The 12,338-nt window shown below is 45.8% G+C and carries 10 protein-coding genes, 1 tRNA gene and 1 rRNA gene; 10 read left to right on the top strand and 2 right to left on the bottom strand.

Features of this window, described 5'->3' with window-relative positions:
* The first annotated feature begins 68 nt into the window (after nt 1-68).
* Both rrf and AOT11_RS16470 read left to right on the top strand, forming a co-directional pair.
* A 5S ribosomal RNA gene (gene rrf / locus AOT11_RS16475) occupies nt 69-184 on the top strand.
* An 88-nt stretch (nt 185-272) separates the two neighbouring features.
* A tRNA-Ser gene (locus AOT11_RS16470) sits at nt 273-363 on the top strand.
* Between the two features lie 299 nt (nt 364-662).
* Here AOT11_RS16470 and AOT11_RS16465 read toward each other — a convergent pair.
* On the bottom strand, nt 663-1,019 hold the full coding sequence (locus AOT11_RS16465) for a YibL family ribosome-associated protein (RefSeq protein WP_011082311.1): 357 nt from the start codon (nt 1,017-1,019) through the stop codon (nt 663-665).
* 105 nt (nt 1,020-1,124) lie between these two features.
* On the bottom strand, nt 1,125-2,012 hold the full coding sequence (locus AOT11_RS16460) for an AraC family transcriptional regulator (protein ID WP_017420074.1): 888 nt from the start codon (nt 2,010-2,012) through the stop codon (nt 1,125-1,127).
* A gap of 143 nt (nt 2,013-2,155) precedes the next feature.
* Between AOT11_RS16460 and AOT11_RS16455 the strand changes: the two genes are divergently transcribed.
* From AOT11_RS16455 to AOT11_RS16420, 8 genes are all read left to right on the top strand, one after another.
* Entirely contained in the window at nt 2,156-3,355 is a 1,200-nt protein-coding gene (locus AOT11_RS16455) for a sugar efflux transporter (protein WP_026050407.1), read from the top strand.
* Between the two features lie 70 nt (nt 3,356-3,425).
* Complete coding sequence (locus AOT11_RS16450; RefSeq protein WP_017420076.1) at nt 3,426-3,911, top strand: L,D-transpeptidase family protein; 486 nt, start codon at nt 3,426-3,428, stop codon at nt 3,909-3,911.
* Between the two features lie 248 nt (nt 3,912-4,159).
* A complete protein-coding gene (locus AOT11_RS16445; RefSeq protein WP_017420077.1) occupies nt 4,160-5,047 on the top strand; it encodes a DMT family transporter in 888 nt (295 codons plus the stop codon).
* A 161-nt stretch (nt 5,048-5,208) separates the two neighbouring features.
* Entirely contained in the window at nt 5,209-6,162 is a 954-nt protein-coding gene (locus tag AOT11_RS16440; RefSeq protein WP_026050405.1) for a lactate/malate family dehydrogenase, read from the top strand.
* 233 nt (nt 6,163-6,395) lie between these two features.
* Nucleotides 6,396-7,430 carry an ABC transporter substrate-binding protein gene (locus tag AOT11_RS16435; protein ID WP_026050404.1) on the top strand — a complete coding sequence of 345 codons (1,035 nt, stop codon included), beginning with the start codon at nt 6,396-6,398 and terminating at the stop codon, nt 7,428-7,430.
* Between the two features lie 282 nt (nt 7,431-7,712).
* Nucleotides 7,713-9,863 carry a TonB-dependent receptor plug domain-containing protein gene (locus tag AOT11_RS16430; RefSeq protein ID WP_017420080.1) on the top strand — a complete coding sequence of 717 codons (2,151 nt, stop codon included), beginning with the start codon at nt 7,713-7,715 and terminating at the stop codon, nt 9,861-9,863.
* The gene (locus tag AOT11_RS16425; RefSeq protein ID WP_017420081.1) at nt 9,860-10,399 is read left to right on the top strand and encodes a YfiR family protein; all 540 of its coding nucleotides are present in this window, start codon (nt 9,860-9,862) and stop codon (nt 10,397-10,399) included. Before AOT11_RS16430 ends, AOT11_RS16425 begins: the two co-directional genes overlap by 4 nt.
* Nucleotides 10,396-12,315 (top strand): diguanylate cyclase domain-containing protein, encoded by a 1,920-nt coding sequence (locus AOT11_RS16420; RefSeq protein WP_017420082.1) that lies wholly within the window; start codon nt 10,396-10,398, stop codon nt 12,313-12,315. Before AOT11_RS16425 ends, AOT11_RS16420 begins: the two co-directional genes overlap by 4 nt.
* The last annotated feature ends 23 nt before the right edge of the window (nt 12,316-12,338 follow it).

Raw genomic sequence — 12,338 nt, 5'->3', positions numbered from 1 at the left:
CATAAACAGCTTTCCAGATTTTTTGCCTTCAGTTTTTAGAAAAAGCTGAAAGTAAAAGCAAGAATTTGCTTGGCGACCATAGCGTTTTGGACCCACCTGAACCCATTCCGAACTCAGAAGTGAAACGAAATAGCGTCGATGGTAGTGTGGGGTTTCCCCATGTGAGAGTAGAACATCGCCAGGCTTACTTACCGCTTTTAGATTGTTAATGTCTGAGAGCAAAACTAAAACCTAGCATTATTTAAGTAAGACTAAGTTTTAGGACAATTTGTGGAGAGATGGCTGAGTGGTTGAAAGCACCGGTCTTGAAAACCGGCGTACGTTAATAGCGTACCTAGGGTTCAAATCCCTATCTCTCCGCCACTACATAGAAAGCCTGCAAAGTAATTTGCAGGCTTTCGTCATTTCTGACGTTTGAATGTTGGCTTGAAATGACTTTGTGTCTCGTCCTGAAGTGAGTTGTCACATTGAAGGCAGATTATCGTAACTTCAAAGAATCCCTAATCTCCATGTTAAGCGCACTTAGCATGATGGCAATCTAAGCTCGAAATTTTGGGCTATCGAGATGAGTGAGTGGCGTTATAGTCACTGAAAAGTAACAGACAAATAAAAAGCCTGAGAATCATCTCAGGCCTTATCTACAGTCATATATGTAGAGCAACTTAAAATGGTTTAGGTGCAAAGCCAGTCATGACTTCCAAACGCAGTTCTTTACCCATTTTGGTCATTGGGTGGACGATCACTAGTCCTTTGACGCTTTTTTTCAGTTTACCTATATCGGCTTGTTCTGCTTTGGTGATCTCACGAGAGAAAGGTAAGTCGAGAATACTCTTGCGCTCTTTGTTACGCTCGTAGCTTTGTTTGTGCTTGAGCTGAGAGAGTTTCTTGCTAACTTGGTCCACTTCATCGGTAAATTTGCTGATCATTTCATGATCGCCACGAGAACGGGCTGCGTCTAGTTTACGCTGGCAAGCATCAAGACGGTTGTGCAGCTGTTGAATATCAGTTTTTAAGCTCATGGGTGTGTTCTCTGTGATAAATGGTCGTGAAGTATATCACATTGATAAAAAGACTCGCTATAAAGAGAGTGCGGTTAACAAGTGCTTAAGCGTAGGTAATGAACATCAGCGAAACTGTATCCTGAATTGTTTCGGTGTCATCTGTTTCAAGGATTTAAAGTGACGGTTAAAGTTAGAGAGATTCTGAAAACCAGTTTGCTCCGCAATTAATTGAATGGGTAGGTCCGTCCGGGTGAGTTTTTCGCACGCTTTGCCGATTCGATATTGCTTCAAATGCTCTGAGAAACTGCAGCCGTAGTGTTTATCAAAGAGGCGATAGGCAGAACTTTCACTAAGATGTAAAGCACGGCAAAAATCTTCCATTCGAATGTTTTTAGAGTAATGGCTTTCGATGAATGCTCTGGCGAGTTGCAGCCTTTTATTGGTTGCACCTTGTTCATTAACCGCTTTTAGCTGATAAGGGGTATAAGAGACTCTCTGCGCTGCCTTGTCGTCTGATAGGCACATTAGGATATGAATGATATCAAGAGCTTGGTACTTTCGCTGCTTCTGCTCTAATCCGATTAGGCATGCGGATAGTTCGTTGACGATGCTTGGAGAGAAGAGCAAGCCGTACTTTGATTCCTCTAAAAGAGCTACGATGCTTTGTGCGTCTGGAATCGTACTTACAACATCCAGTATCCACCGATGACTGAACCATATGATCACGGTCTCTAGGGGGTTGGCTACGTGACTGGTCGACTGACCTGCAACCATATGTGGCAGTCCTGGCCCATAGAGCAGCAAGGTATTGTGAGATGTGGTTCCTATGGCATCACCCGCAAAATATTTCCCTTCAAAGATGCCATCTGAGTCGAGGTAGAAAACCAGTTCATACTCGGTGTGGTAATGCCATGGGCATGCGAACTCTTCTAATGGAACCTCACAGTGATACCTTTTTACTAACCAATTAAAACTCTCTTCAAGCAGTACGTTTTCGACGAAAGGTTTCATGTTGCTAGGCTATTTCGGTCACCTAATTAATGAAAAGTGACGGAATGATATTAGTTAACGATGGAATGGCACCACTTTACGCGGGTTCATGAGAATAAACTAGCCGATATATTCAGCATTTATGAAGTCAGTCGGAAATGAGTATGTTGCAAGATCGTACCGCTATTTTATTTGTGATTACCGCCACCATTATCGGCTTGTGTGGTGCGTTTTTTTATCCACTCACCAGCTTGTTTTTGGTTGAACAGTTAAATGCCTCACCAATGATGCTGAGTCTTTATATGGTGGTTGCGGTAATAAGCTCTGTGTCAGTTTCGCAAGTGATTGCAGGCAAATCAGACAGAGGGTGGCAACGTAAGACGATCTTGTTGATTTCGGTCAGTTGTCAGCTTGTGACCGTAGTGAGCTTTATTTTTATCCGTGATTACTGGATTGCGATTGCCGTGGTTGCGTTATTGGGCAGCATCAGTGGCGCGGCATTTGGGCAACTTTTTGCTCTGGGACGAGAGTATGGCGACAAGTATGTGACCGACAGCGCGAGCTTTGTTTCCACTATGCGAGCGGGGATAGCAATCGCTTGGGTATTTGGTCCTCCATTGGCTTTTCTGCTCAAAGCGGCGTATGGCTTTGAAGCGTCATTTACTGTCGCAGCCATCGTTATTGCTCTGTCAATTTTAGTGATATTTCGTGGTATCCCTAATGTGGAACGCAACCTTCGTGTAGAAAAAGAGCCGAGTAGGGCGAATGGGGGCTGGGTATCTTCAGTGAATCCGTTGGTGTTTATTTATTGCCTAATTATCGTGCTCGCGTTTGCCGCAAACAATCTCTACATCGTTTCGATGCCGTTGTACTTGTCTCAAGAATTGAAAGTCGATGCAAACTGGCTTGGCGTGTTGTTTGGTGTGGCTGCACTGTGCGAGATTCCAGTGATGTTGTGGGCTGGAAAGTTGGCCAGGAGATGGAGTGCATTGACCATCATGAAAGTCGGTATTGCTTCAGGTGTGCTTTTCTACAGCGCGATGTTAGTGGCTACCAACTACACGCACCTCATTGTTGCTCAAATACTTAATGGCATTTTTATCGGGACCTGTGCAACGCTGGGGATGGTGGTCATGCAGGATATGATGAAAGACAAATTGGGCACCGCTTCAACTCTGTTTTCCAATATGTTACAGCTAAGCATGCTGGTTTCGAGCTTGTCGGTTGGTATTGTTGGCGAGCTATTTAACTACTACAGCAGTTTTTACGTAAGCTTATTGGGTGTTTCTTTGGCACTGATTTTATTGATCTGCTGCCAAACTAAGCTCGCCGCTTCCTCGAAGCTTGTGCCAAACTCAAATTAGCCCGAGGGGAGAGTTGTCTGTTATTTTCCTCGTCCGGTATAGTGTGGGAAACGCTTTTTTTAAACGGTGAATGATGCGATTACTGTTGATGCTATTGATACTCAGCACGGGCTCTGGCTGCTTTGCGAGCGAGCAAGTTGACTGGGTGAAAGTGGATAAATCAAAACGGCGACTTTACCTCATGTCGGGTGAGGAAGTGATACGAGAATATCGAATCGCATTGGGCAAACAACCACAAGGGCATAAGGTTCAAGAAGGGGATCAACGTACCCCTGAAGGGATTTACACGCTGGATTATGTGACAGAAGAGTCTGCCTTTTATCGCTCTGTACACATCAGTTACCCGAATCCGATAGACAGCTTACTGGCAAAGGAAAGAGGGATCTCTCCTGGCGGTGATATCAAGGTGCATGGCCTGCGTGATGGTGAACAGCGAGATCCGCGATTTGTGCAAAGCTTTGATTGGACAAACGGGTGTATTGCGCTTACCAATCAAGAGATGGATGAGTTTATCCGTTTAGTGAAGATGGGCACCCCGATCCATATTGAGTGGTAATTTATCTCCTTCGGCTATGCGGGTTACGAATGTTTCTCGTGTGATCTTTTCAATCCATCGACAACAGTTCGTTTTCTTTTTAATTAATGGTTAAGTAATTCTCACTGAGTGAGAATTTACTCGCCCAACGTGTCGCGATATCGGTTGCGTTTTGGCATTATGTTTTTGCTCAATAAATATCCTGCTTATGTCGGGAAATAATAACCAACGAAGAGATTCATCTTCGAACAAGCAAAAGAGTAAAACTTTTGAATTCTGAACGTAAAGCTGCCAGCATTTTAATTCTTGCGACAATCCTTTCTGCCTTTGGGTGGATTTTTTCTAAAGAGACCATACAAGGGCTGCCGCCATTTGGTTTTGTCGGTCTGCGCTTTTTACTCGCCTCACTCTGCTTACTCCCCTTTTGCTATCGTTCTCTGTTTAAAGCCAGTTGGAGGGATATTCGCTCCGCAGCGTTAGTGGGATTACTCTTAGCTACGGCCCTGATGAGTTGGATTCACGCTATTTCCATCAGCGATACATTGGGTGAAGGGGCATTTATTCTCAGCCTTTCCATGTTGATGGTGCCATTTGTTGCTTGGGTGCTGTTTAAGCAAAGACCCAAACGCATTTTCTGGGTCTCCTTGCCGATTGCCGCATCGGGGTTGGCTTTCCTCTCTTTGGCGGATGGTTGGCAGAGTTCGGTCAGTCAGTTGTGGTTTTTGTTTAATGCGGTCGTTTTGGCTTTGCACTTTAATATCAACAGCAAATATTCGCAAACACTACCCATTTTGGTTTTAACCTGTATTCAATTGTTTGTGACGGGGATAATTGGTTTGTCGGCCAGTTTGCTCTTCGAAAGCGTGCCAACTCATATAGAGCCAACGATCTGGGCTTGGTTTGCGGCGAGTACCATTCTCGCTACCGCATTGCGATACGTGATGCAGACAATGGCCCAAAAGCAGATCAATCCTGGCAATGCGGCGCTTATCATGATCCTCGAACCGGTTTGGACAGTGATACTGAGTGTGCTGTGGTACAGCGAATCTCTTTCGACCAACAAGCTTGTTGGTTGCGGTCTGATCTTATTCTCACTGATTTTGTATCGGACAGACGGTAAGCTAAGCTTGTTAGTGAAGAGTCGAAAATCTGTATAGAGAGGATGAAAAATCGCCACCTTATCGACGCATATATCGTGAAGAGAAAAGTGGTTAGACGTTTCAACTTAATTATGTCTTATTGACCAAATAAAATGGAAGTAGGTAGCGTAATAAGCATAAAATTGTGATCTAAGTTGTACTATGTCAGGGAATGAATGATGAAAATAGGGGTAATTGGCGCTGGATCTGTGGGCGTGGGCATTTGTAACTACCTTCTCACGATGGGAAGCGTCAGTGAGTTGGTGCTATTGGACCAGAACTTAGAGCGTGCGGAAGGGGAAGTGTTTGATTTTCGCCATACCGCGGCGCTGACCTTTTCGAAAAACACCCATATTATTCCCACCAAAGATTATCTCGATCTGCTCGCAGCCGACATTGTGGTGATCACCGCTGGCGCACAGATCAAACAAGGACAAACTCGAATTGATATTGCAGAAATTAACGCCAAAATTGGGGTTGATATTGCGCGTCAAGTGGAGCGAGTTGCACCTAACGCTATCTTAATCGTTGTTTCGAACCCATGTGATTTGGTGAGTCATTTTATCGTTAGTAACACGACCTTTAAACCAAACAAGGTGATCAGTAGTGGTTGTGTGATTGATACCGCGCGTCTGATGACCATCGTTGCCAACCGTGTTCAACTTGACCCCAAAAATGTCTTCGGTTACGTATTGGGAGAACATGGTAGTCACTGTTTCACACCGAAAAGTTTGATTTCTATTGCAGGGCAATCTGCCGATTATTACTGCGATATCAATCATATCAAGCGCATTGATGCTGATGAGTTACTTGAGTCAGTCAAACAAGCGGGTTATGAGATTTTCAAGCGAAAGCACAACACCACTCATGGCATCTCTGCCAGCGTGTTTCGTATCATCCAAGCCATTATGATCAACGAGAAATCCGTTCTGCCTATAGGAACTATGTTGTCCGGTCAATATGGGCTCGACAATGTGCTCATGAGCTTACCAACGGTGGTGGGTAAGCAAGGTGCAGAAAAAGTCTTGATGCACCCTTTTAGCGACGAAGAGCTCGCAACGTTGGCGCGGATTGCGGAGAATGTTACCGCCGTTGTGAATGAAGTGGCCCAAGTGACGGGGCTAAAAGCGTAAAGCAAACGATGCAAAATCGCCTGACTTATACAGGCGATTTTTGTTTATAACCCATGAATTAACCTCGAAAAAAGCCCCCTCGACGACTCTGGTAACCAACCTCCGAGTGATGAATAAAGCGACAAATTTGTTGACTCGTAACGACAAATTTATTTTTCTTTCAAATCATTAACAATTGCCTAATTATGCGCGTGACCCCCAGCATGGTGCTGGTACTGTTTGGATTGCAAACTATGAATATGTTCATCAAAGGATTGGTTCTGAGCGCGCTCTCATTTAGCTCTCTTTCTCAGGCAGAGAATGAAGTGCTAAACGTTTATGCTTGGGGAAGTTACTTACCTGAAGCGTCATTAAAGGCTTTCGAAAAACAAGAAGGTGTCACGATTAATTATTCAACTTTTGAAAATAATGAATCGATGTACACTAAGCTCAAGCTGCTGAAAGGGACGGGTTACGACGTGGTTTTCGCTTCGGCCTATTTCATTGAAAAGATGGGACGTGAAGGGCTGCTAACGAAGCTAGATCATAGCAAAATTCCAAACATGCAAGACACCATGGATGGCCTATTAGGCCAAGCTCACGATCCAAGCAACGATTACTCTTTGCCTTACATTTGGGGCATTACGGGCATCAGTTACAACGAAAGCATGGTTGATGCGCCAGTGACACGTTGGGCTGACCTGTGGGACAAGAAATACGCACAACAAGTTATGCTCATTGACGATATTCGCGACGTATTTGGCATGGCACTGAAGCTAAATGGCTACAGCATCAATACGAAGAATGAAGATGAGATCAAAAAAGCCTACGAGTCATTGGTTGCGCTGAAGAACAATGTCCTGCTTTATAACTCAGACGCACCTCAAGTGCCTTACGTCTCTGGAGAAACGTCGGTTGGCATGCAATGGAATGGCAATGCTTACCAAGGTCAAGTTGAAATGCCAGAGCTTAAGTTTGTCATGCCTGAAGAAGGCGCGGTTATGTGGATGGATAACTTTACTATTCCGTCAGGCAGCAAGCACAAAGAGCTCGCACATAAGTTCATCAACTTTATGTACCAGCCTGAGCATCAAGCGGAAATCGTTAATAGCTTAGGCTATGCGTCGGCTACAAACGCGGGTAGAGCGCTGTTGCCTGATGAGCTAAAAAACAACCCAACGATTTTCCCGGCTGATGCTGATGTGAAGAAAGGGGAGTTTATTAATGATGTGGGTCCAGAAGCGCTCGCCATTTATGAGAAATACTGGCAGCGTTTAAGAACACAATAAGCACGTTTTATACCTAAGGAGCGCAATGCGCTCCTTTTTTATTTCCCCGAGAAAGTTCATATTAATCATTAAAATAAATGCATTTAAGCAATTGATAAAAATGGTTTATTGAAGGTTTTCGTTGGCGATATAAGTTTTGTCTTCGTGGCTCACAAAAATAGAAATATGAGCTGTGTTTTGATGTTTGCGTACCTCTTTATTGGTACATTGTTCTGATTATTTTGATAAAGTGACACAATGAGTGTTTAGCTCGATTCGTCGTCGCCACAAGTAGCAGACAACATGCGTTCAATACCGTTCTATTCCGTTTTATTGCCATCCATTCTTATCTTGCCATCCAGTGTGGCAAGTGAGGATCTTCTCAGCTTGTTAGATATGCCACTGTCTTCTTTGGCTGAAACAAAAGTGGTGTCCGCAACCAAAACATCACAAAGCCTGGCTGATACCCCCGCCTCGGTTTACGTTATCACCGCTAAAGAAATTAACCGCTCGGGCGCTCGCTCGGTGGCCGATGTGCTCGCGTTAGCGCCCGGACTGCATGTGGCTAAATTTTCTAATTATGATTGGGGTATTACCGCACGTGGGAGTAATCAGCCTTTAAGCAATACCCTATTGGTGATGGTTGATGGACGCAGTGTGTTTAACCCGATGTTTTCGGGTGTTGACTGGGATCTTATTCCCGTCAGTCTAGCCAATATCGCGCAAATTGAGATCGTCCTTGGTCCAGTGGGTACTATCTGGGGTGGCAATGCGGTGACTGGTGTGGTGAACATCATTACCAAAGATCCAGAAGAGGCCGATAAGGCGACAGTGACCGCGCAAGTGGGTAACTTTGACTATCAAGAGTATCAAATGCGGCATGCAGCACCGCTTGGTGAATATGCTTATGTCAGCGGTTATCTGGAGTTTGTCGAACATAAACCTTGGACCAGCGAAGAAGCGCGCGTGCAACCGCATCAAGATTATGCGGTGTATACCGAGCGTTTTGGTGCACGTTTGGATTACCAATATTTGGCCAATACGGTTAGTGCACAAGTGGGTGGGATTCGTTCAAAAGAAGATTACCAGTGGGGGACGCTTAATCCCTATTTTCTCTTCCCAGACAAAGCCGATATCGAGTTCTACGACACAAAAATGACGATGGAAGAGTACTTTGCTGGCGTGCAACACATCTATGACCACCATTCAGGGAATCGATGGCATAACGAAGCGTGGCTAACATACAGTGCTAACGACAGTACGGACAGAAATGCCCGATTCACTCGTCTTGATCTCGATTCTCATATTGTGGTGCAAGGTTGGTTTGGTAGCCAATTGACGATTGGGGGCAATGTCCGCCTCATTGACGAAGAGTTTGGTACCTATTCGCCGCAAGAACATTTCTCCATGCCTTACTTGCGTATTGCTCAACAAGCGGATTTTTTCAGCCAAAGCTATGGTGTGTATGTCAACTGGGATCTAGAGGTGACGGAGAAAACCGATCTCATTTTAGGCAGTCGCTGGCAATACAATAACCTGACCAAAGAGATAGATGCACAACCACAGGTGCGCGCCAGCTATGAACTTGCTGACAATCAGCGCATATGGGCAGGCTGGGGCAAGGCGATTGTTACGCCATCTCGTCTTGAGTTAACCACTTCGCTGCAAAGTAACAATTACATTGAAGGTGCACTATTTAGTGACGGGAATCGATACGACTATTTCTATTCCTTCATTTATCAAGGAAGTGAAGATCTACGTGTAGAAAACGTGGAAACTTACGAACTAGGCTATCGAATTTGGTCCGATGAAGTGTGGCAGTTCAGCGCAGGCACTTATTACAGTAAGCACCACAATATTCGAGCGTATGCAGGTGTTTCTTCAAGCCAAATTGTGCTGCCTGGTAACTCCTCACCTGGCACGGTCGGAACTGTGATCGAGCAGTATGTTTCACAGATGGTTGATCCCCTTTGGTCAGAAACCGTGGGTGGCGAATTAGCCTTCAAGTGGGCACCGATTGATGCTGTACAGCTCAACATGAATTACAGCTACAAGCGCATTATTGGTCATTGTGAAGGGGCGATTTGTGGCTCAAACCAAGCCGTGAAACGAGAGTTAGAGAACCAGCCTAACCATTTTGTCAACGCGCAGTTAATGTGGGACATCACTCCGCAATGGTGGGCGAGCAGTACACTTCAATACATTTCAGAGTCACAGATGCACTCGGACTATACCTCCGATGAGCGTTACCAATGGCCGGAAGTATTCAGTGTGGATATTGCATTGAGCTGGCAGCACAGTAAGGCCTATCCGAGGTTGACGGCCGTGGTTGAAAACCTTGGGGCAGACCAAAGTACAGAGTTTCCACAAGCCTTTTCCCCCTATCAAAATGGGGTGCAGTATTGGCTGACGTTAGCTTGGTCTCCTTCCATGGAGCAGGGCAGTGCCCTATGAGGCAGCGTAGGCTAAGCACGAAATTGCTTTGTCGAATCGCACTTTTTTTGGGGGTGTATTGCCTTGCCGTCCCCGCATGGCCTAAATACAGCGATGAAGATTTGAAAGCGGTGTATTTGTATCGTTTTGCCTCACTGGCCGATTGGCAATCGACGCCTTTAGCGCAGCAGAAGACACGCTATTGTGGTGAGTTCAATAGCGTCATCGCAGAACGTTTAAAAGCCATAGTGGAAACTCAGCCAGAGGCGGCGACTTTCTCATACTTAGAGGAGGTGGACCCGCAAGAGTCCTGCCATTTGGTGTTTGTCGAGTCGAATCCTCAGACGGCATTGCCGACACTCAAGCTGCGTTACCCTCACGCTTTGCTGGTGGGGAATGGTGAGGAGTTTGTCCGCCTCGGTGGGATGATCGCCTTTATTAAAGTGAATAATCGTATCTTGCCATTGATCTCTCGTAAGCATGTTGAACCAAGCCAGATTCGCTTGAGAGCTCAATTGTTGAGTATTGCTCAGTTGTTTGAGGAGCCCACTCAATGATGACCAAACGCTTTGCCCGTTTACCGCTGCGCTACAAGATGACACTGCCGACATGGTTGCTGTTTACCGTGATATTTATCTGCGTTGGTGGGGCGGCCATCAAGGTGATCTCCTTGTCTCACTACGACGGCTTGCATGGGCGGATTAAGATCCTTTCGCAAGGGGTGGCCAGCACTTTACAAGCCGCATTGACTTTCGCCGACGCAGCAACGGCAAAAGAGCAGCTGAACATTTTGACCTTTGACCCCGACATCATCGCGGCACAAGTCAAAAGTACCGACTTGCTGACCAAAGCCGCGATCCATCGTCTACCACAGGACTGTTACTGGGATGAACTCAATGTGCTGTGCCGCAACGAAGAGATCATGAGCTTAAGTCAAGAGATCGTCTTGGGCAGTGAAGTGCTGGGTGAATTGGAAGTGTGGGTCTCATTGGAAGCCTACTTTGAACGAAAACGCAGAATGTGGCTCACGCTTGGGGTGATCGCCGTGACCTTATCATTTATGGTGTGGTGGTTTGCTCGCGTGCTGCACAATGTCTTTGTTATGCCACTGACCTCATTGCATCGCTCTATGGAGCAGATGTCGCGTTTTGGCGTGTTGAAAAAAGAGCTGCCGATTTACCACGATGATGAATTGGGCAAGCTGACTCACTGCTTTAACGAGATGGTGATCAGTCTGCGAGATCGAGAAAGCGATCTGCAAAACGTGCTCAATGACTTGGAAGCGCGCAACCGCTATATCCAACGAGCGCTGGGTGCCATGCGTCGAGGGGTATTGGTTGTGTCTGAAAACAAAACCATCAGCTATTTCAATCCAGCGGCACAAAAAGAGCTGAAGATTGAAAACGAAGGAGAAAACATCGCGCAGCGACTCGAGGCTTATTATGAGCCTAAAATGGCGGTGGATGCGTTAATGCACTCGATCGTCAATGGTTGCAAAGGCAAAGCGGTGGAACTGCGTGCCCGTGATGGGGAACGAAGATACCGAGTTACCTGTCACCCAATGTCGGAAGGTAAAGAGACACTGGTTCAGTTCGAAGATATCTCAGAAGCTTATTTAGCCGAGCAGCGCCGCAAACTGATTGACTTGATGTTTGAACAAAACCAAGACGCGATTTTGGTGCTCTCACGCACGTTCTCGGTTGAAACACAAAACCTCACCAGTCTGCGTTGGTTTGGCGAAGTACACCGATTAGAAGAGATTCACGACTACGACTCTTTACAGTTTACTCAAGCAGAACTCAAGGCATTGATGAAAAGCGGTGGTTTGATTCGAGCCATGGAAGTGAAGTGCCAAGGTGGCAGCCTGTTACCTTGTCAACTGAAGCTCAGGGTGCTCAAAAGCACCTCCGGTCGTGTAGAAGCATTCGTGGTGACGCTAAGTGATCTATCGGTGGAAAGAGAGCTTAAGCGTTTAAATTATGTGGCGAATCACGATCCGTTGACGGGTTTAGCCAATCGTTCTCACGCCTTTCAATCTTTGCAAAGTGAGCATGACCAAGGCAAAGATCAATATCTGCTCTTTTTGGATTTGGACGGTTTTAAAGCCGTCAATGATCAGTTTGGTCACGCTATTGGGGACGATCTGTTGCGAGTGGTCGCAAAACGGCTAAAGAACAGCGTGTTTAATCGCGACTTGGTAGCTCGTCTGGCGGGCGATGAATTTTTGATTGGTATTCGAGATGCGCATACTTACGTGCCTGTTGTGGAACGCATTTTAGAGCAGCTACAACAGCCAATCAGCATTGATGGATGTTTATGTGATGTCACCGCGAGCATTGGCGTGAGCCATTGGGCAGTCAAAGATGGCGTTTCTCTTGAGGAGCGGATACATCATGCAGACGAAGCGATGTATGTCGCTAAGCGACTTGGTAAAAACCAATATTGCTGTTTGCAAGACGAACTCACTGTTTAAGCTAACAATTTATGTTGATTTAG

It is taken from the genome of Vibrio vulnificus NBRC 15645 = ATCC 27562 (assembly GCF_002224265.1).
Lineage (GTDB): Bacteria > Pseudomonadota > Gammaproteobacteria > Enterobacterales > Vibrionaceae > Vibrio > Vibrio vulnificus.
Note: the sequence above shows the minus strand (reverse complement) of the source record. Positions and strands in the feature narration are given on the sequence as shown.